The organism is Psychrobacter sp. CX21, from assembly GCF_057396255.1.
This window is the reverse complement of sequence record NZ_JBXYJG010000009.1, coordinates 81682-102724: the sequence shown is the minus strand read 5'-3', so window position 1 is coordinate 102724 and position 21043 is coordinate 81682. Positions and strand designations below refer to the sequence as shown.

Genomic DNA, 21043 nt, shown 5'->3' with positions numbered 1-21043 from the left:
TACAAAGTATTGTTAATACTCATTCAGATATGAACCTTAATCAAACGCATTGTTTGAAAAATACCGATGATAAGCCTATAAAACTATTATTCAATACTCACGAGTTAGCAATTTTAATAATTATAAGTAGATATTATGAATGATAACCAAAATACATCAAATTATAATGAAGGTGATGGTTTGGAATCACAAGGGGACCTAGTCGTTAATACCCCTGAACAGTCGACAGCTCTAACACTTGCAGATGCCTTAAAACATATGCTTGGGCATCAAGGGTATCCTATCGATAACATTCGACTACAAGATGTTATACGCAAACAAGATACTGCTAGAGCCAACAAAGAAGGTAGAGGTATCAATACTCTGGGCGGTATAGTTAGAGTATTAAATGGACTTGGTATTGAAGAGGCGCCTGAAATATTAGAGCAGCCAGATCCAGCTTTTATGCCACTTTTAGCCTATCACAAACGTTACGGATGGGGTGTTTTGGATGGTCAAACGCCTCAAGGTGCCTGGAACTTACGTCAAGAAACTCATAACCATTCTGTACAAACCTCAGATATTAATCTAATACTACGTTTACGACTCAAAGATGATCATATATTAAAACGCACGGCTTCTTTTACTGACCTATTGAAAAAAGACTTATTTAATTATAAAGGTGTGGTTATCGAAGCCGTAGTTGCTTCATTTCTCATCAACTTCCTTGCCTTGGCGGTCTCGTTATTCTCATTACAAGTCTATGACCGCGTTATTCCTACTCGTGCAGTGAGCACCTTAGTTATTTTAGCGAGTGGGGTGGCGTTATTTATATTATTCGAAGCATTCATGAAGTTTGCACGTTCTCGAATTATGGATAAGGTAGTTGTCGGCTTAGATCAATATTTATCTCGTGAAGTCTTTCAACGTCTTTTACGCGTTCGTATCGACCAGATGCCAGGATCTGTGGGATCAATGGCTGCTCAATTAAGAGGCTATGAACAAGTACGAAGTTTCTTTACGGCAAGTACCTTATTTGGTTTGGTTGATTTACCAATGACGATCATCTTCTTAGTATTGATTGCCTACATTGGTGCTCCCGTAGTGGCTTTGATCCCAATTATCGCAGCCGCTATTGCGATTACTATGGGTTTAAGCGCCAGAAAGAAGATTGATACTATTGCTGCTGAAGGCGCTTCGGCGTCCTACTATAAGACGGGTTTGTTGGTAGAGACAGTAGAAGGCGTTGAAACAATAAAAGCTGGTTCTGGTAGCTGGAAGTTCTTATCACGTTGGTTAGATGTCATGAATGTCACAATCAAAAATGATTTGGATATGAAGCATGCCAATGACAACTTAAGTTATTTCTCACAAATGCTACAACAGGCCAGTTATGTAGGTATCGTCATTACGGGTGCATTTGTCGTAATGAATGGTGATATGACCATGGGTGGTTTGATTGCTTGTTCTATTTTGGGGGGGAGGGTATTAGCACCTGTGATGGCCATCCCTAATCTGCTTGTTCAGTATTCGCATGCAAAAGCTGCTAAGAGTATGATTGAGGCAATTTTTGCCTTAGAACAAGACAACCATGGGGTCAACTATCCGTTATCTCCAACTAAAATTAGAGGACATTATCAATGTGATAATTTAGTGTTCAATTATGCTGATAATGATCGTCCCGCAATTACCGTTGAAAAATTAGTGATTCAACCTGGTGAAAGAATAGCAGTGTTAGGTCCAATTGGTTCAGGCAAATCCACATTATTAAAACTCCTATCAGGATTGTATGCGCCAACCTCTGGACGATTGTTGCTTGATGGATTAGATATTCAGCAAATTAGCCGTGAAGCACTGAGTGAGCAAGTGGGTTATTTGCAACAAGATCACCGATTGTTTCAAGGCACCTTACGTGAAAACCTGCTCATTGGTATGCCTGCACCTAAAGATGATGTGCTATATGACGCATTACAGAAAACAGGACTAATTAATTTAGTAGCCAATCATTCAAGTGGACTTGATTTGCCCATCAGTGAAGGGGGGCGCGGATTATCAGGCGGTCAAAAACAATTAGTGGCCTTTACACGCTTATTATTGACCAAACCTTCAGTGATGTTAATTGATGAGCCCACCGCTTCGATGGATAATCGACAGGAACAGCGCTGTCTTCAAGTATTACGAGAAGAGCTAAAAGATGGACAAACTTTCGTTGTGTCTACACATAAAACTGCCCTGCTAGATTTGGTTGATCGCATCATTATTATGGATAATCATAAGATCGTTATGGATGGTGCAAAAGATGCCGTACTTGAACAGCTTATGCAAAAAGAGCAAGCCAAGAAAGAGGGCGCGCTTTCGAAATTAAAGAATGTAAATGCAGGTCAAAAAACTTTAGCGGATTCTCCGGCCACGCCACCCAATCCGAATGAACCGCAAACCCCTCAAAGCAAAGGTCCTAGTAATAATTCCAATCAGTCACGCGCGTCAGCAGACTCCGCTAATAGCAAAAATAGAATTAATAAAATATCTATTACTCCAGCAACTGCGAATTCTGCAAAGCAAACGACGACTAAGACTAGTAATGTTACAAATCCAGCTAAAACTGGAGTATCTGGCTCTGTTATAAAGGGTGCTGGACAAGGTAATGCTGGACAAGGTAATGCTGGACAAGGTGGCGCGCGAGCTGCTACACCTAATAAATCAAAAGCAGCACCAAAACCAAAAGTTGAGATTAAAGCAGTCTCAGAAAAGCAAGCCAATAGCGGTAGTAATATTGGTACTAATAGTCAATCGGCTGCTGAAAAAAGTAGCACATCAACAAATCACTCAATAAAAATTAATGCGACCAAAACTGATACAATTGCACAAAATACTGCCACCCAAGCCAATCCAAACAGCGTTAAAATAGATAAGCCTCGGATTTCAAAAAATATTGTTGTAAAACCTAAAATGGAAGAGAAGTAAACATGTCTGACTACCAATACAAACCAACGAAACCTAAAGTTGGCCGGGCTCGTTTAAGTATATGGATTGCCGTAGCTGGCATTATCATACTTTTGATTTGGGCTTCTTTTGCTAAGATTGATCAGGTAACACGCGCCAAAGCAACTGTTATTGCAAGTGATAGAACTCAAGAAGTTCAAGCATCTGAAGGTGGGGTTTTAACCGATATTTTAGTATCAGAGGGTGATGATGTTGAAAAAGGCCAATTGTTGGTCGTATTGGAAGATGAACGTGCTCAGGCAGCCGTGGATAACTCAGCGACCAAAATTGCCGCACTACAAGCCAAAGTAGCAAGACTACAAGCTGAAATATTTGACCGTCGTCTCGAGTTTCCTGAAGGGATGGACAAATATCCTGACTATGTGCGAAATCAGACTGAGCTTTATAACCGTAGAAGGCAAGCTATCAATGAAGAAGTTTCATCGTTAGAAAAAATGCTGGTTCTTGCCAATCAAGAACTTAAAATGAACGAGCCTTTATTGGTTCATGGAGATGTTAGCCAAGCGGATGTGATTAAATTACGTCGTCAAGTAGCTGATTTAGAAGCTCAAATAAATAACAAACAAAATAAATACTTTGAGGAAGCTCAAGCTGAAATCACCAAAGCTCAAGAAGATCTTGATGCTGAGCTTGAGCAGATGCGCGATCGGGCCCAGGTCCTTGAAGAAAAACGCTTATTATCTCCCCAAGATGGTAAGGTTAATAGCATCAATGTTACAACAATCGGTGGTGTGGTTAAACCTGGTGAAGTGATTATGGAATTACTGCCTACTAGCAGTGATCTTATCGTTCAAGCTCAAGTGAGCCCCGCTGATATTGCTTATGTTAAAGAAGGTCAAGCTGCTTCTGTCAAACTAGATGCCTACGATTTCTCAATTTTTGGTGCGATGAATGGTACTGTGATCTATATCAGTCCAGATACCCTAATTGAAAAGACTCCAAAAGGAGAGGAGCCTTACTACAGAGTATTGATTAAGATTGGTAAAGCTGAGTTTGCGGATCGTGGTGACGAGATTGTTATTAAGCCAGGTATGACGGCTAGTGTGGATATTAAGGCTATGGAGCGTACAGTATTGTCGTACTTAACTAAGCCTATTACCAAAACTTTATCAGAAGGTTTAGGAGAGCGTTAATATCAGCATAAATTGAGGGTTGTGTATTTAATTGCATATTGATCAAAGTGAATACAACACATTTAAAACCTAATTAATTTTTAAATAATGTTTGACACCAAATCTTAATTCTATATAATACACATCCACAGAGCGGGAACTTAGCTTTAATAAAGCGCAGTTTGGCTCTTGCGAACCTAAAATTGCAGTTCAATTTTTAATGGTTCTTAGGGTGATTAGCTCAGTTGGTAGAGCGTCTGCCTTACACGCAGAATGTCGGCGGTTCGAATCCGTCATCACCCACCACTTATTGCTATTTATACTAATGGCAAAGTGGCTTAATATAGTTATACGACCTAAGCAGCGGTAGTTCAGTTGGTTAGAATACCGGCCTGTCACGCCGGGGGTCGCGGGTTCGAGTCCCGTCCGCTGCGCCATATTTAAAACTAGTTTTTTAAACAAAGTTTCAACCCTAGGTATTAAGTTATCTAGGGTTTTTTTGTGGACAGTGTTATGTAATAGTTGATTGGTGTCTCTAGTAAAGATATCTATCTACTAAACAGTTACGTTCTCAATCCCTTGAAGCTTACGCAAGTAGATGTTAAGTTCGGTTATTCTATAATTATTTTATAATTCTATGTCTATAGATTCTTACTATAGCTATTCGTTAGTACCATTGAGCTTTAATATTTCAATTAAATCTTTTTCATTTGCGACGATGTCAGCTAAAGTATAACTTAGTATCACTTGAATGAAAGCTTGGGTTGCTTCTTCAAATACATATTTAAGTTTGCATACGGGGCTAATTTCACACTGTTCAGTAGTTGATCTAATGGATAGTTTAGTTGAAGTATTAGAGCTTGGTGATGGTTTGGACGCTATTGAAGTTTTAGAAGCTATTGAAGATTTATCAGATATTAAGTTCTCTGACAAATAGCTAGGCTTATTGGTTTGATATTCAAAGCAGGGTACCACATAAAAGTCAGCCTCAGTATGACGAATTACCTCACCTAGGTTGATGTCTTTAGGGTCTTTAAATAAACGAATGCCCCCATTTTTGCCCCGTATACTCTGTATGTATCCAAGTTTGGCCAGATGATGAATAATTTTAGTGAGGTGACTTCTCGAAATACGATAACTATTCGCAATATTAGTTATAGTCGCTAACTCTCCCTGTTTTGGGACTATGGTTAAATACATTAGGGTGCGTAAAGCATAATCGCTATAGTTGGTCAAACGCATACAATCTATTGCTATCTAATACCTTTCCTAAAAAACAACCTATCTTTATCAAACTTACTGACCCTACTTTTGTTCGCGTTTGCATTCATTTTTCTCGACAGGGTAATTTAAAGATTTGATATAATATTACATCTAAAAATGTTGAAAGTTATCATAATTATATTTATAAAATTTATAAAACCACCATTGCATTTACTTACCCACAGGTTATAAAAGCATGATTAATTATGTATTGGTCGCTCATTTATTAGGCGCAGCTGTATGGACTGGTGGTCACTTAATATTGTCAATCGTAATTCTACCTAAAGCGCTTAAAAATAAAGAATTATCTAATCTAATGGCATTTGAAGCGCAGTTTGAAAAGGTTGGCATGCCAGCCTTAATACTTCAAATACTAACTGGACTATGGATGGCGTATAAAATGATGCCCGAACTATCAATGTGGTTTGGTTTGAACAATGATATTAGTAAGTTGATCGTATTAAAGCTAAGCATATTGTTACTCACTATACTTGTTGCTCTTCATGCTCGGTTTAGAGTAATTCCAACGTTATCAGTTGATAGGCTTAACTTTTTTGCCATACATATTTTAACCGTGACTTTATTATCCGTAAGTTTTGTCATAGTCGGATCGCTGTTTAGAACAGGACTGAGTTGATTTTATAAACTATTATAAACGGTTATGAATAGTCTCATTTTAATCCGAATGTTAAAGAGCAAACTCTAATCCAGCAACCATATAAACTAGAAGTACCAGTGTATAAAATATAAATTTAACCGAACAAACCATCTTCTCTTTTTTTAGACAGTATAGGCAAGTAACTGATACAGAATAGTACGAAACACATTATCCACAACGTTTGGGCAATCATTATCCACATTATATAATTTTCTATAAATACTAATGGCATGATGACTCTAAAAACAAAGACTAGAACCATAAGTATAAAAGTATAATTTAAAGTGTTAGGCGGCGTATAAATACTACGTCCATTATGACCTAAAGACACGCGTGACATCATGGATACGGTCATCATACCCACACCAGATACAGCCAGCGCGTGAACGGCGATGCTGTGGCTAAATCTCATCCAAGGTTGAACTGCAAATAGTATAAAACTAATACACATGCCTAAAAAAGCCACAAATAATGACCAAAGCAAAGGCTTTTGCCATAGCCTATAATGGTACCAACCCATCAATCTAAATAAATTAACAATAGCCACCATACTTGCACTAATAGTCACAAGATATGGATATGGATAAAATACGTCTGCAATGCTAAATACTAAAAATGAAACCAAACTCAGCACATCTAATACTTTGCTATTTTTAATCGCTATGTCTTCATCACTATCGAAACTTAGTCCTCGCGCTATAAAGAAGGGTACCACACGGCGACCAATGGTTAGTACAATGCCCATGACAAGGTACAAGCCCAAATATACCCCAATACGTAAGTAATCTTGATCCTTACTTAAAATACCCCAGTAGCACAAAGCATTACCTATAGTTAGTAATATTAATTTGGAGATAATGCCCATTTGACGATATTGTTTTACGGCAAATATAGCTTTAATAACCGTCCATGCGCATAAAACTATGAACAGTAAGTCAAACAGCATAGCGATATATAGCCAGACACTTGCTGAACCAATTCCTAATCCCAAAGCTGCCCAGCCAATTCGAGCAATACACCAACAGCTAAATATCGCACCCAATCGATACCCATAGGGCATCATAATGCCCGTCCATGTTTTTACAGCAGTTAATAAAAAGCCTGCAATAATAGCTAATGCGTAACCATATAGCATTTCATGCGCATGCCAATAAAATGGATTAATATGAGTCACATCAATTTGAGTCTTTCCCATAAACACAAATGTCCATAGCAACATGGATACAATAGCAAAGACTGCGCCGGCACTAAAAAATATTCTAAATGATAAGTTTAAAAGTGGGTGTGGTGATGAAGGCTGCTCGTTAGGGGATTGGATCTGAAGCATAGGACACTCTAAAGATATATTTAAAATGAATGTTTATATTAACGTCTACCTCGCTCATTTCATAAACTTTTAGGCGTTTATTTAACAAAAAACCTTTGCAATAAACGAATATTGCAAAGGTTGAGGATTATAATAGTTATATGTTTTTATTATTGATAAAACTTAAAATTTATATTTATTTAATTTTTGCATTTGTTCATGTAAAGAATGCATTATAAAACAAAGTTATTTGAATGTAAACGATAATTATTATCAAATGTAATATAATGTCATTTAAAATGTTTCATGCTCAAATATAAAATCTTAGTATAATGAGTGGTTAAGTCATGCTAAGACTATAATCTTTGACTATAAGCTTAGACAGTTACAAAAATATAAGTATATAGGTTGGATAAAAAAGTGAGTTTAAATAAAGACAAAGCCTGCGAGTTGACATCCGCTTTAAGTGATGAAGAGTTACTGCGCTATTCACGCCAAGTTCTATTAAATGAATGGGATATAGATGCTCAACAACGTCTTAAATCAAGTATCGTTATTATAATTGGGGCAGGAGGGCTGGGATGTCCTGTTTCTGAAACCTTAACCCGAGCGGGGATAGGATCGTTACATATTATAGATGATGATATGATAGAGATCAGCAATTTACAACGCCAAACCTTATTTATGCAAAAAGACGTTGGCAAGTATAAAGCAGAAGTAGCGTATCAATCACTACGTGAAATTAATGAATTCACGGCGGTTAGTTTTTCTATTCAACGTATTAAAGACAACAATATAAAAGATGAGCTCAACGCAAAAATTGAAACCAACCAAAATACTCTAATATTGGATTGCACAGATAATTTTGAGATTAGAGAACTATTAAATACCTATAGTGTTGCTAATAGCATACCACTATTATCCGCATCTGCAATAGGTATGTCAGGGCAGCTTGCCCTTTATGAGCCTTATAAAAATACAGGGTGCTATTACTGTGTCTTTGGGACAACACTCAGCGCTCAAGATGCAGAATCAGAACAAAGAAATTGCTCAAATTCAGGTGTACTGGCAAGCACAACAACGATAATGGGTAACCTACAAGCCAATGCTGCCTTACAGTACTTAGGTCTGCGCAAGAATGTTTTAAAGGGGGAGTTATTGCTATGGGATGGACGCTCAATGACTCAAACTAAACTTAGGTACAACCAAGTTATAAACTGCCCAATATGTACCTTTTAGACTGAAAAAATTAGAAAATTTAGTGGAGTTAGTAGTTTAATAAAATTAGTAGTTTATTAATAAATTATCCGATAAGATGCGATACGATTAACAGACTTTAATAATCAATGTATTCTTTAACTAAAGGACTAAGGTCTATTTCTACCCCCAAGTTAACCAAATTCCAATACTGGCCAGACACGGTTCTATCCAGCATCATCGTCGTGGCAGAGGGCTGAAATTGCTTATAATATTTGAGTCCTTTTTTTGCAAGGTCAATCGCCTCTTTATGAACCCCGCTATTAGCAAAGTTAAAATCCCCTTTGTGATACGGGGGTATGGATAATGGTTTTAGACCGACTGCTAACCAGTCTTGATAAAATTCGCCAGGGATAGTGACATCATCTTCACGGCGTACCCCTAATGTGACTAAGTCCTGCTCCAAAGCGGTCACATCACCCCTTAAAGCATGACGAGCAAAGCGTCTGAATAATTGAATTTCAGCATCACTGTAACTACGTATTCCGCCGAAGTCGTATGCAATGACACTACCATCTTCCCTAAATGCAAAATTACCTGGATGCGGGTCACAATGCATACGGTACAATTCAAATATTTGACCGGCGCTAAAGTGAAAGAGTTGGGTGGCTATTTTTTGTTTGATATCATTGTCCCAAGTTTGAGCCACGCTAAGTGGTTCACCCATCTCCTCCGTTAAGGTCAATATGCGTCTTGTCGAATGGCTTTTTATAACTTTAGGTATGATTAATCCTGAATCATCGGCATGAAAAGCACCAAATATCGCTAAATTATGAGCTTCTTTAATATAGTCCAATTCATCTTTTAAACTGTTTCGAATCTCATTAAATATCTGGTCTTGTAGCTCACGGCTCATATTTAATACGCCCGCCATCTTCAGTGCCAAACGGACTTGTTTTAAGTCGCTATCACAATTTTTATCCACATCGGGATATTGCACTTTAACCACAACATTTTGACCGTTAGGTAGTGTCGCTTTATGTACTTGTCCTATTGAGGCTGCCGCAAAAGGCACGGTGTCAAAGTTGCTATAAGCCTCATCAATAGGTGTACCTAGTTCACGCTCTACTTGGGCTTTAATCAAGCCATAAGACATAGCAGGCGCATCTTTTTGTAGCTTCTCTAAAGCAGTTGCTACTTCAGGTGGAAACACGTCTTTGTATTGAGACGCTATTTGACCCACCTTCATGACGGCACCTTTCATCTCGCCTAGTGTCTCAGCGATTTGAATACCAACTTCTTGCATCATTTGAGAGCGTGCGTGAGCGCGTTTTTCCTCATCAATTGATAAGCTTTTGAAGGAGTTTTTAGCAGCTTTACCTGCAATGCTAGCTGTCATACCTGCAAGCTTCATAAAGCGTTTACTCGATGTTGCCATACTTTACTGCCTTTTAATCTTAAACCAATATACTTAATCAATCATATAATCTTAATAGAGTTTAAGAATAACTATGTTGTTTTTTATCAGTTATAGTCTAAATAATGTACTTAGACCCTATAAAATAATTAAGCGCCATGTCATACCCTCGGTGTCCTAATCCACAAATTACCCCCTCAGCACGATCACTAAAATAAGAATGCGTTCTAAACGGTTCGCGCGCGTGTATATTTGACAGATGCACTTCTACAAAAGGCTTGTCAATAGCTATGAGAGCATCTCGTATACCAATGGAGGTATGGGTGAAGGCCGCAGGATTAATAATCACAGCATCAATTGAATCTTTTTTATCAGCCAGTAGACCATGATATTGGATTTTATCAATTAATTCGCTTTCACTATTTGACTGAAAACATATGACTTCAACATTATGTTTAGCTGCGGTTAGATTTAGCCGAATTTCAATATCTTTAAGTGTGGTGGAGCCATATATATCTGGTTCACGCAAACCCAATAAATTTAGATTAGGACCATTTATAATCAGTATTCGTTTAGGCTCGGTAGAAAGGTTCGTATGAGGCTGAGTCGTAGACATTTATATTCCATCAAATAGCGGGTTTTAAGAGTTAATTTAGTAATTTTCTAGAATTTTATCGTGCTAGAGAGCATGTCGTTTTTATAAGTAAATTTATTGGTACAATAAATATTAGATTAAATTGTATGATTTGATATATAAAATACAAATAATAGAATACACATTTTAAAAGTGATTAAATAGCAAAAGTATAATGATTACAAATATATCTAGAGCAATAGGACGCGTTAGTCAATATCAAATGTGAAATAATTGTTAAAATACTTTGTGTTAGCTATAGGGCGTGATATGATTAGTTTTAGATAATAAACGTGTCTATATTGTTACAGTAATAAGTCATCTATACAAAATAGAATCAACTTATTAATTAAATTTAGGCTTGGTCGTATTATCATATGGGTTTACCATATTATCGTACTAGTCAGTTAATAGTTAGCATTTAGTCTAATTACTCCTGGTCTAATTCAATTTTTTTATTAAGTTTTTAGGATATACATTATGTCAGCTCGCGAGCAAGGTACTGTTAAGTGGTTTAATGATTCAAAAGGATTCGGGTTCATTCAACGTGAAAGTGGCGAAGATATCTTCGTACATTTCCGTGCCATTCAAGGTGATGGTTATCGTTCACTACAAGATGGTCAAAAGGTAGAATTTACTGTGACTGAAGGTGAAAAAGGCTTGCAAGCTGAAGAAGTTACCAAATTAGACGCTTAATCTTAAAGCGACAAAATTGTAAATTTTTAAATAGTATATTTCAGAGTAAATAGTCAATTTACTTAATTATATTTGTTAGATATATTTTAACAATAATGACCGATGCATTTAATTCAAGTATTATCGTACTTGGGATTATAGCATCGGTTTTTTTATGGTTATTATAGATGGTTATTGCAGATAGTTATTGCAAATGGTTATTAATAATGGTTATTACTAACGGCTACTGAAAATTGCAAGAATTTATAGATAGAATGTTCCACACGCCCTAATATTGAGCTAAATTAATCCAAATAATTTTCAACTCATAACTCGTAACTCATAACACTTAATCCTTAATTCATAACTTATAATTTATAACTCACAATTCTAACAATATAAAGGAAATATAATGGATACGTTCTTAAGATTTGAAGATTTAGGAATAAGTCACAGTATTTTAGAAGCCGTGGAAGATTTAGGATTTAAGGAGCTGACCCCGATTCAAGCCAAAATATTACCTTATACTTTAGCTGGACAGGACGCGATAGGTCAAGCGCAAACAGGCACAGGTAAGACAGCCACTTTCTTGATTACCATCATAGAAACCCTATTAAAAAGACCTTTTGAAGAAAATGAAGCAAGATATCTGGGTGAACCAAGGGCATTGATATTGGCACCTACGCGTGAGCTTGCAAATCAGATTTTTGAGGACGCCCTATTATTAACGAAGCACACAGAGCTACATAGTGTCTGTCTAATGGGTGGTATTGATTATGAAAAGCAGCTATCAGAATTAAATAAAGGATATACAGATATCTTAATTGCAACACCAGGTCGACTGATTGATTTAATTCAAAAAAGCCATATTTTCCTAGATAGGATAGAGGCATTTGTGCTGGATGAAGCGGACAGAATGCTAGATATGGGCTTTATTCCTGATATCAAACGTATCATCCGCTATATGCCGGACACTACAGATCGTCAAAGCTTATTATTTTCTGCAACGTTTAATCAAGATGTCATGAATTTAGCTTACAAGTGGCTACTTAATCCTGTTTTCGTTGAGATTGAACCTGAACATAAAACAAGCGATCTTGTTGAGCAGAAGTTCTATCTCACCACTGAAGCAGATAAGTTTAAAGTATTAACTACTATACTACACTCAAATGATGTGGATAAAGTTATTGTTTTCTCGAACCGTAAAGATCAAGTTAAGCGATTATTCAACCGCTTAGGCGCTGATTTTAATGTAGTGATGCTATCTGGTGATGTGGATCAGAATAAACGAGAACGTTATTTAGATAAGTTCAAAAATGGTAAGGCCAAAGTTTTGGTGGCGACCGATGTCGCAGGGCGTGGTATCCATGTTGACGATGTGAGCCATGTCATTAATTATACCCTACCGGACCAACCCGATGATTATGTCCACCGTATAGGGCGTACGGGACGGGCAGGTCAAACAGGCATTAGTATCAGTTTCGTCAGTGAAGATGATGCGTTTAATTTACCTGCCCTCGAAGCGCATTTAGATACAAAAGTTAAAGTAGAACAGTTTAGCTAATACTAGGGCATGGCCCAAGGGCTCGACATTATTAATGCGTCATGTGCTCTGAATGCGATGGTTCATCATACATAGGTTTAGAATGATTGCTGTGTTCTGAATTATTGCTGTGTTCTGAATGTTCAGGCGTCTGTTGCGATTCTGAAAGCTGATGATTTAAATGCTGATGTTCTGAATCGGATATAGCATTGTCAGTGTTATGGTGAGCGGCATCATACTGCATATTGTGTACCTTAAGCTCATCAGTTGTCTGCGCTGTAACTGAATGATGATCCATAGAATGATTCATGGAACGATTCGAATTGGCATGTGCAGAATGCGCGCCATGTCCACCCATTTGTATCATTAACATTGGAATAAAGACAACGGCTAGGCCTGATAAAATCATAATCACGCCATTTAATTGACGCAATCTAAATCGTCCAATTTGCTTACGTAACCAGCCCACAGTCTCGTGCGTCGCTACCAGCATAGGGACGGTACCTAATCCAAAAACAAACATTAATAAAGCGCCTGTTACTAAGTCATTACCGACAACTGCTAATAATAAAGCACCATAAACTAAACCACATGGCAAGAACCCCCAAAGCAGGCCTGCGGATAACGCTCTAGGAAAGCTTGAAATTGGAAAGACCTTTTGACGCAGCGGTGAAAGCTTTTGCCATAACCGCATGCCTATCTTTTCAAGACTGCTAAGATATGGCAAACCTAACATGCTAAAACCAATAAAAACTAAAACAGCACCGAGTAGAATTCTAGGTAGACTATTGCCCACCATTATTGGTTGTAAAACGGCAATGCCTATTAAGCTTGCAATAATGCCTAAAGCCGAATAACTCAATAGACGACCCAGATGATAAGTTGCAATAAGTCCACGTTTTTTAGCTGGGCTAACCTCTTTCATGGATAAACCGAATGCTGTTACCAAGCCGCCGCACATGCCTAGACAATGTGGTGATCCAAAAAAACCCATGGCAAACGCCGCGACCAAAAGAGAAATAGTCATGTAGGTATCCAATATAATGAAGGTAATGAAATAATGCGTTATAAGCTGAAAAATTAGATTATGAAATGCTTTGAGAGGTGTTGACCGAGTTTAATTACCCTATAAATTCACCCAAATCGTTTTGGGTGTATATAAACTAAAATAGACTCAATAAAGTCTTAAAAACGGGTATCGCCGACATCTTTATCTTTTGACGTTTCAATCGATGCATTATCTTTAGACTGATTTGTAGAGGTAGGTTTGGCCTTAGTAACAGGTGTTTTGCTTAAAGATTGACGACGATCTTGCTTGTCGTCAAGGATTACCCGTTGTGCTGCATTGTCTAAGTCGTCGAATTGATTAGATTTAACCGCAAAGCGCACGGCCCAAATACCAACCACAAAAAGCATCAAACTAAGCGGAATTAGCAAATATATACTGACCATATCAAGCCACCTTGTTTAAGTCATGCGACATACGACATTCATAATCTTTATGAATAAAACCTAACTTTTTTCAAAATTTAAAATTAAATCTTATAGGTAAGTTTTATAAACAGATAGCTATTATACCGTTTTTTTAAACACATGCGTCTTAGTTTAGACAACCCAATGGTTTAGGATAAAAGCAGTGTATTGGCTCTTGATTAAGGTTACTAAAATGTATACATGCTAAAAAGTCTTTAAGCTGTCAGGTTTTCGGCTACGTCGTAGGGTATCAAAGCTAACTTCATTCGCTGTACGGCAGTTTTTTTGCGGAAAAAACACATCACGTGTATAAGCGGCTAATTCATATACGGTACGTCTGGAATGTTGTGCGTTATTGATTGGGTCAAGCCAGCCTTTATTAAATGGAAGTTTAGAAGGAATCGGTGAGGTATGGATGTGATTTAGGGCAAACTGGCGCCGAGCGCGTGGCATATGATACGCATCTGTAATTAAAAATACATCTTCCAGATTAAGTCGTTTTGCGGTAAAGCGTGCATTTTCGCAGGTATTCATACTGGCATTTTCGGTTATTGTATTGTCAATACCGTAACTTTTGAGCCAATCTTGCATCCATGCTGCCTCTACTCCTGTCAATACGATAGGCAAGGGGTTTTTATTATAGTGCCTCATTACCGTATGCATACGTATTAAGCTGTACTCGTTAAGCACGATATTGTTGGTCTGAGGATGACGCAGAGTAGAGGGTAGGGGTGAATGTTTTTGAGACTCATCCTCATTAGTAGTCATTACGTTTGACGTATTAGAGGATGAAATTGAAGATTTAATTTGGCGGGTATTTGACTTAATTTCTAGCGATGTATTATTAGTACCAGCGTCATTGCCTTTATTATTTTTATTGTTAATGGGCTCATAAATATCGTCGCGACTAGTTTCACGATTTGCTTCGGTAAGCCCGCCACCAAGTACCACATAGGCAGTTGGCTGATGATTAAATGTAAGGTCTATATCAATAGCATTACTTGTCGACGTATCAGGGGTAGGTGCGGCATCATTATTGCCAGATATGCTAATTGCGGCTGGATGTATAATAGATTTACTACGATGAGCCACATGCGGTACGGGTAGGGCGTTTAATATCCTTAAGCCTACTGCTGAGAAGATAGGCGTATAATAGCTGATCATAACGATGAGTCCTATTAATAAAGCAGTGAAGGTGAATCTCACGATCATATTAATAGTTTGTTTTAGCAGCTTACGCATTGAATAGGGTACCAATATATTAGGGACTGTATAGAATTGCTTAATTAGGACTGCTGATAGTTACCAATTAATCCAAGCTGTGTTCCAAACTAGTCGTAAACCGCCGATAATGCCCTAAGCGTATTGGACCTTAGCTAGGTTTACAACAACGTTTGTGGCAATTTTAGGATCAGCCTTGTGAACGGTTCTCGAGCAAAGCACTGCTTTGCCCGTTCGCAAGGCGAGAGCTATGCTCGAGAGGGGGGTAGAGCTATTTTATGCCAATATATTGGGACATTCAATAATTAAGGGATCTAACTTAGAACGACTAAGCTGCGAAAATTACCCTGCATATTGCCTAAAAAATAGCCTCTGCCAGTTCCATGAATCAATTCTATACAGCCCCTAATCTACAATAATCTTAAATTGGGTTAACAACTGCTCTGATTGCCTAACGTATCTACCCATACAGGCTCACGTTCCAAAGCAATATCAAATTTTTGCTGAATAGCCCGTTGAATAAATTGCTGCGTGGCTAAAATATCGGACTGGTCTGCTGGTACATTATTCTCTGTGCTGTGATTAACCAGTACCAAAGCCTGTTTGGTATGCGTTAAGATAGGTTCTATTCCTCTACCTTTTAAGCCTGCGGTGTCAATTAGCCATCCTGCAGCAACTTTTGTGTGATCGTTATCTATAGGATAACCCACGATAGTTGGATATTTAGTCTTTAGATTTAGATAGTGAGTGTTATCAATGATAGGATTCTTAAAATAACTACCGCAATTAGGTAAAATGCTTGGGTCAGGTAACTTAGATTGACGAATAGTGATAATTGCGTTCATAACATCAAGTGGGGTAGGCGTGGCCCGCGAATTGGTGTGGGCTAGCTCTAAAGCCAACTTGGAAACATCACCGTAGTTAGCATTGATTTTACGAGTGTCTTTATGTAACCTAATGCCGACACGAGAGATGAGCCAGTCACCAGATTCACGTTTAAATTTGCTATTGCGATAATCAAACTCACAGTCATCAGTGGAAAGTTGATACCAACGAAGGCTTGGTATATGAAACGCTTTGACATGGGTAATACAATCTTCAAGTTGCACCCCATAGGCACCTATATTTTGAACAGGGGATGCGCCCACAAGTCCTGGGATAAGGGCTAAGTTTTCAAGTCCATACCACCCTTGATTGACAGTATGTACGATCATTTCATGCCAGTTCTCACCGCTCATTACTTCAATATCAATATAATCTTGGGTGTTGTTTACTATATGCAGACCTTTAAGATCTGGATGTATGACCACTGCATTTAACTTTGAGGGTAGGATTAAATTACTACCGCCCGAAAGTATAAAGGTGGAAGACTTTGATTGATGATAGGTTTCAAATACGGCTTCAATGTCTGATTCATCTTTTAAAGTTATCAGTTTATCTGCCAAACATGACAAGCGCATGGTATTAAATGGCATTAAATTAACATGATTCTGTGTCTTTAAAGACATAGTATAGCTCAGCAGTTGACTAGGTAAGCTTAATCAAAAGTAACGTTTTACAATAAGGTGCGAACGTTAACTATTAGATGCTTAACAAATAAAAAGTATGTAAATAAATAAACGTAAAAAATTTAACCAAGAATTATTCAAATAGTTATAAAACTAATAAAGCGTTTATTTTATAACATTATGCAACGACTATACCAAGCTAGTATATTTTGGATTAGCACTGAACTAAATTTGCAACGCTCCAGTTTAGGAATGATCTAGTTTAGCTAAGTAAAGCTATGATATAAAAGTAGTTAATTTTTCCAGACATCTATCCATGCATCCACAGATGATTCTACCATCTTAATAACTTCTTCAAAACCGTCTTCACCGCCATAATAAGGATCTGGCACATCTTGATTAAGGTAGCTAATATCTTCGCCACTCATAAGCGCTAAACGACCAATACGTTTGTTTGGATTGTTTTGTACGGCCGATTCTCTAATACGCTCTAAGTCTTTAAGATTCTGTGAATCCATAGCTAATATAAGATCGAATTTATAAAAATCTTGTTCTTTAACCTGCCGAGCGACCAAGCTGCTAATGTTATAACCATGTTGCTTGGCATGCTTTTGGGCGCGTTCATCAGGATGTTTACCGATATGCCAATCACCAGTACCAGCTGAATCAATGTTGATAGACAGTCCAGCTAAAGCTGTACGCTGACTCATAATGCCTTCTGCGGTTGGCGAACGACAGATATTACCCAAACATACGAGCAAGACAGACTTAGGTATGGCATCAGCTTGAGACATAATTAACCTTAATAATAAATGATTGAGATCTTTTTAGAAACATTAGCTATTCTATCAATCTTCAAGATTAAACGGTATAAATAATAAAGACTATAAAAATATAATTTGCTGTTTATTGATTAATTTAACAAAATCTTTAGACTTATTCGCTAAACTCATTGGTTAAGCTCATTTGCTATTCAATCAAAAGGTTAGATAAAATGACATTAGCTAAATAGTTCTAATAATCAATTGTCTGAGTTATATTTAAAACGCTGTAAATGGCGGCGCTGTTTTTTATTAGGCTTCGTGTCAGGACGGGCCAGATTAGCAAGCTTTCTTTGCTCCGCATAATATTCACGTCTACTAATGCTTTCATCCGTCTCTTCGTATAACGTCTGTGCAACAGTAGCATTACCGCGCTGAACCGACAGGCCTTTGACGACCACTGTCTTCTCTGTCATCGCGGTGGCTGAGCCTTGACGAATGGTAAGCTCATCACCAATACTGATCTCTTTACTGGTTTTGACACGGCTACCATCATAATGCACCTTACCCCCTTCAATGGCTTGTTTGGCGAGGCTTCGCGTGCGATAAAACCGCGCCGCCCATAGCCATTTGTCTAGGCGAACTTTATGAGCTTCGTCAATTTGACTTGTAGCTGTTTTAGATATGGTTTTTTTAGACATAGCTTTTTTAGGTTCTCACAGTTCAAAATATACTATTAATTTATACCACGCTATAGACATTGATTTATATAAAAGGATGAAAGAACGGCCCCAAATCACTACTTTAGGAATAATTGATATCCTACATTATCCGTGACTGGTCGGCAGTCATACCCAATATCTTGTAAGGTGTCTTGTAGCTCACGAGTATTAGTATCTGACGCTTGAAGACCTACCAAAACCCGTCCATCGGCGGCGCCATGATTTCGATAATGAAATAAGGTAATATTAAAGTCTTGACCCAGTTTTTCTAAAAAGTTCAATAATGCGCCAGGTCGCTCTGGGAACGCTACTTTAAAAAGCTGCTCATCTTCGACATTGGCATGTCCGCCAATTAAATAGCGAATATGGGTTTTTGCAATATCATCATCGGTCAAATCGTGTGCATCGTAGCCTGATCTCTCCAAAGATTGAGCGATGGCATGTCTTTCTACATCACCTTCTTTAAGAGCAATACCAACGAATATTGAGGCTGGTTGCAAAGAATCTGGCGCTTTATTGCTCCTAGCGCGATAGTTGAACTCAGTAATGTTACGCCCTTTTAAGCTACGACAGAACTCAAGGAATGCACCGGTACGCTCAGGTATCGTCACTGCAAAAATAGCTTCTTTCTTTTCGCCAATTTCTGTACGCTCAGCAATATAACGTAGGCGATCAAAATTCATGTTTGCACCGCAGACAATACCGACGCAGTTTTTATTGGTTAAATTGTGCGCATTTAGAAACTTTTTCATACCTGCAATAGCTAACGCTCCAGCCGGTTCTACGATACTACGATTTTCTTCAAATACATCCTTAATCGCCGCACAAACCTCGTCATTGGTACACGTAACAACGTCAGGCTCGATAATCTTTCCTGAGCCATTACTTTTATCTAGATTAACTACTTCAAACGGTAATTCGCCAATTTGAGCTACTGCGACACCATCCACAAACAAACTTACTTGTGGCAGCTTAACACGCTCATTGGCTTCAAGTGCAGCCTTTAAACACGCTGAACCTTCAGGCTCAACAGCAATCACCTTAACATGCGGCGCAACTTCGCCCAAAAATGCAGCAACTCCTGCTATGAGCCCACCGCCGCCAACCGCAACAAATACATACTCCATATCACGCCACTGTTGTGATAATTCAAGCGCAATAGTCCCTTGCCCTGCAATCACTAATTCATCATCGTATGGCGGTATGTAGGTCAACCCTTCATCTTGAGCTTTTTTAATCGCATATTGATTGGCGCTATCAAAGCTATCCCCATATAGGTCAACATTACCGCCTAGTACTTTCACCGCTTCAACTTTAATCTCGGGCGTTGTTGTGGGCATGACAATGATATTGTTAAGGCCAAGTTTGGACGAGGAATAGGCTACCCCTTGAGCATGGTTACCAGCGGAAGCACAAATAACGCCTCTAGACTTTTGCTCATCATTAAGTTGGCTAATACGATTATAAGCGCCACGGAGTTTAAAAGAAAAAACGGGCTGCAAATCCTCTCTTTTTAAGCGAATATTATTATTGAAACGCGCAGAGAGTTTCGGTGCATAATCAAGCGGAGTATGTATCGCAGCTTCATATACCGTTGCTTGAAGAATATTACGGACCCACTTTGAAAGCATATTTGTTCCTGAACATTAACTTGAAGAAGTTGATAGTTTAAAATTATATATTATAGGAGGGTTAAGCCTATTCTGTTTTTTAAAATCGTGCAAGGTCTACACCTAAATAATTAGTCATATAATGGCATTAGAGTCTGTTGAACATCATATTAAGATATAATATGTTTAATTCTATACAGCTTTGAATCTATCAATACCTATTAAAATCTTAAAAACTTCATTATAAGGGCAGTCATGAGTCATCAACAGCAGCTAAAGCAGCAGGTCGCACAAGAAGCAATTCGTTATATTCAAGATGGCATGATTCTGGGTGTGGGGACAGGAAGTACCGTCAACTGTTTAATAGATTTATTGCCGCAAGTAAATTTAAAAGGTGCTGTAGCAAGCTCTCAAGTAACGCAAGAAAAGCTTGAAGCGTTAGGTATAGAAGTGATGGATTTAAACTTTGTAGGAGAGCTGGATTTATATATAGATGGGGCCGATGAGGTAAATCCCAATTTGCAGCTCATTAAAGGTGGGGGCGGGGCGTTAACCCGCGAAAAAATTGTCGCAGCGGCGTCAAAAGAGTTTATATGTTTGGTCGATGAGAGCAAAATGGTGACTCAATTAGGGCGAGAGTTTCCTGTACCCATAGAAGTCTTACCACAAGCGCGTTCTTATGTGGCACGAGAATTGGTTAAGCTTGGCGCAGACCCCGTGTATAGAGAAGGGTTTGTTACAGATTATGGCAATCTTATTTTAGATACTTACCAGCTTGAGATAGACAGTGCAGCCAACGTGGAGATTACCTTGAATAATATCGTTGGGGTAGTTTGCAATGGTATATTTGCAGCAAATCAAGCTGATAAATTATTAGTTGCTAAAACCAAAGGCGTAGAGACGTTGACTCGGTAGTCGTTATCTTCGGTTATCCCTATAGATTTGAGTTGCTATAGTTCAT

Annotated in this window: 18 protein-coding genes and 2 tRNA genes; 9 read left to right on the top strand and 11 right to left on the bottom strand. The window is 38.1% G+C overall.

Going from position 1 to position 21043, the window contains the following annotated elements; genetic code table 11:
- Positions 1 to 135: 135 nt before the first annotated feature.
- From AC2SLP_RS06980 to AC2SLP_RS06965, 4 genes are all read left to right on the top strand, one after another.
- Positions 136 to 2943 (top strand): type I secretion system permease/ATPase, encoded by a 2808-nt coding sequence (locus AC2SLP_RS06980; RefSeq protein WP_486535949.1) that lies wholly within the window; start codon positions 136 to 138, stop codon positions 2941 to 2943.
- Between the two features lie 2 nt (positions 2944 to 2945).
- Complete coding sequence (locus AC2SLP_RS06975) at positions 2946 to 4115, top strand: beta-barrel domain-containing protein (protein WP_486535948.1); 1170 nt, start codon at positions 2946 to 2948, stop codon at positions 4113 to 4115.
- 209 nt (positions 4116 to 4324) lie between these two features.
- Positions 4325 to 4400 (top strand) — tRNA-Val (locus tag AC2SLP_RS06970).
- A 54-nt stretch (positions 4401 to 4454) separates the two neighbouring features.
- Positions 4455 to 4531, top strand: a tRNA-Asp gene (locus tag AC2SLP_RS06965).
- Positions 4532 to 4754: 223 nt separating this feature from the next.
- On the opposite strand, the gene AC2SLP_RS06960 is transcribed toward AC2SLP_RS06965, so the two are convergent.
- Positions 4755 to 5336 carry an Rrf2 family transcriptional regulator gene (locus tag AC2SLP_RS06960; protein ID WP_486535947.1) on the bottom strand — a complete coding sequence of 194 codons (582 nt, stop codon included), beginning with the start codon at positions 5334 to 5336 and terminating at the stop codon, positions 4755 to 4757.
- A 217-nt stretch (positions 5337 to 5553) separates the two neighbouring features.
- On the opposite strand from AC2SLP_RS06960, the gene AC2SLP_RS06955 reads away from it, so the two are divergent.
- Positions 5554 to 5994: a CopD family protein gene (locus AC2SLP_RS06955; RefSeq protein ID WP_486535946.1), complete on the top strand. Its 441-nt coding sequence runs from the start codon at positions 5554 to 5556 to the stop codon at positions 5992 to 5994.
- A gap of 115 nt (positions 5995 to 6109) precedes the next feature.
- Here the strand turns inward: AC2SLP_RS06955 and AC2SLP_RS06950 are convergent, their stop codons facing one another.
- Positions 6110 to 7342, bottom strand: a complete 1233-nt coding sequence (locus AC2SLP_RS06950) for an NnrS family protein (RefSeq protein ID WP_486535945.1) — start codon at positions 7340 to 7342, stop codon at positions 6110 to 6112.
- A gap of 399 nt (positions 7343 to 7741) precedes the next feature.
- On the opposite strand from AC2SLP_RS06950, the gene AC2SLP_RS06945 reads away from it, so the two are divergent.
- Positions 7742 to 8560 (top strand): HesA/MoeB/ThiF family protein, encoded by an 819-nt coding sequence (locus tag AC2SLP_RS06945; RefSeq protein ID WP_486535944.1) that lies wholly within the window; start codon positions 7742 to 7744, stop codon positions 8558 to 8560.
- Between the two features lie 97 nt (positions 8561 to 8657).
- On the opposite strand, the gene AC2SLP_RS06940 is transcribed toward AC2SLP_RS06945, so the two are convergent.
- Both AC2SLP_RS06940 and aroQ read right to left on the bottom strand, forming a co-directional pair.
- Positions 8658 to 9956, bottom strand: coding sequence for an ABC1 kinase family protein (locus AC2SLP_RS06940; RefSeq protein ID WP_486535943.1), 1299 nt, complete (start codon positions 9954 to 9956; stop codon positions 8658 to 8660).
- A gap of 97 nt (positions 9957 to 10053) precedes the next feature.
- A complete protein-coding gene (gene aroQ / locus AC2SLP_RS06935; RefSeq protein WP_486535942.1) occupies positions 10054 to 10551 on the bottom strand; it encodes a type II 3-dehydroquinate dehydratase in 498 nt (165 codons plus the stop codon).
- Positions 10552 to 11049: 498 nt separating this feature from the next.
- On the opposite strand from aroQ, the gene AC2SLP_RS06930 reads away from it, so the two are divergent.
- Positions 11050 to 11265 (top strand): cold-shock protein, encoded by a 216-nt coding sequence (locus tag AC2SLP_RS06930; protein ID WP_486535941.1) that lies wholly within the window; start codon positions 11050 to 11052, stop codon positions 11263 to 11265.
- Between the two features lie 391 nt (positions 11266 to 11656).
- Positions 11657 to 12808: a DEAD/DEAH box helicase gene (locus AC2SLP_RS06925; RefSeq protein ID WP_486535940.1), complete on the top strand. Its 1152-nt coding sequence runs from the start codon at positions 11657 to 11659 to the stop codon at positions 12806 to 12808.
- Between the two features lie 31 nt (positions 12809 to 12839).
- Here AC2SLP_RS06925 and AC2SLP_RS06920 read toward each other — a convergent pair whose 3' ends face one another.
- From AC2SLP_RS06920 to ilvA, 7 genes are all read right to left on the bottom strand, one after another.
- Complete coding sequence (locus tag AC2SLP_RS06920) at positions 12840 to 13814, bottom strand: sulfite exporter TauE/SafE family protein (RefSeq protein WP_486535939.1); 975 nt, start codon at positions 13812 to 13814, stop codon at positions 12840 to 12842.
- A gap of 158 nt (positions 13815 to 13972) precedes the next feature.
- The gene (gene ccoS, locus AC2SLP_RS06915) at positions 13973 to 14239 is read right to left on the bottom strand and encodes a cbb3-type cytochrome oxidase assembly protein CcoS (RefSeq protein ID WP_486535938.1); all 267 of its coding nucleotides are present in this window, start codon (positions 14237 to 14239) and stop codon (positions 13973 to 13975) included.
- A 225-nt stretch (positions 14240 to 14464) separates the two neighbouring features.
- The gene (locus AC2SLP_RS06910) at positions 14465 to 15424 is read right to left on the bottom strand and encodes a YdcF family protein (RefSeq protein ID WP_486535937.1); all 960 of its coding nucleotides are present in this window, start codon (positions 15422 to 15424) and stop codon (positions 14465 to 14467) included.
- Positions 15425 to 15912: 488 nt separating this feature from the next.
- A complete protein-coding gene (murB, locus tag AC2SLP_RS06905; RefSeq protein ID WP_486535936.1) occupies positions 15913 to 16989 on the bottom strand; it encodes a UDP-N-acetylmuramate dehydrogenase in 1077 nt (358 codons plus the stop codon).
- A 293-nt stretch (positions 16990 to 17282) separates the two neighbouring features.
- Complete coding sequence (locus AC2SLP_RS06900) at positions 17283 to 17783, bottom strand: low molecular weight protein-tyrosine-phosphatase (RefSeq protein WP_486535935.1); 501 nt, start codon at positions 17781 to 17783, stop codon at positions 17283 to 17285.
- A gap of 227 nt (positions 17784 to 18010) precedes the next feature.
- Positions 18011 to 18451 carry an RNA-binding S4 domain-containing protein gene (locus AC2SLP_RS06895; protein WP_486535934.1) on the bottom strand — a complete coding sequence of 147 codons (441 nt, stop codon included), beginning with the start codon at positions 18449 to 18451 and terminating at the stop codon, positions 18011 to 18013.
- Positions 18452 to 18549: 98 nt separating this feature from the next.
- Complete coding sequence (gene ilvA / locus AC2SLP_RS06890; protein ID WP_486535933.1) at positions 18550 to 20103, bottom strand: threonine ammonia-lyase, biosynthetic; 1554 nt, start codon at positions 20101 to 20103, stop codon at positions 18550 to 18552.
- Between the two features lie 234 nt (positions 20104 to 20337).
- On the opposite strand from ilvA, the gene rpiA reads away from it, so the two are divergent.
- Positions 20338 to 20997 (top strand): ribose-5-phosphate isomerase RpiA, encoded by a 660-nt coding sequence (gene rpiA / locus AC2SLP_RS06885; protein ID WP_486535932.1) that lies wholly within the window; start codon positions 20338 to 20340, stop codon positions 20995 to 20997.
- The last annotated feature ends 46 nt before the right edge of the window (positions 20998 to 21043 follow it).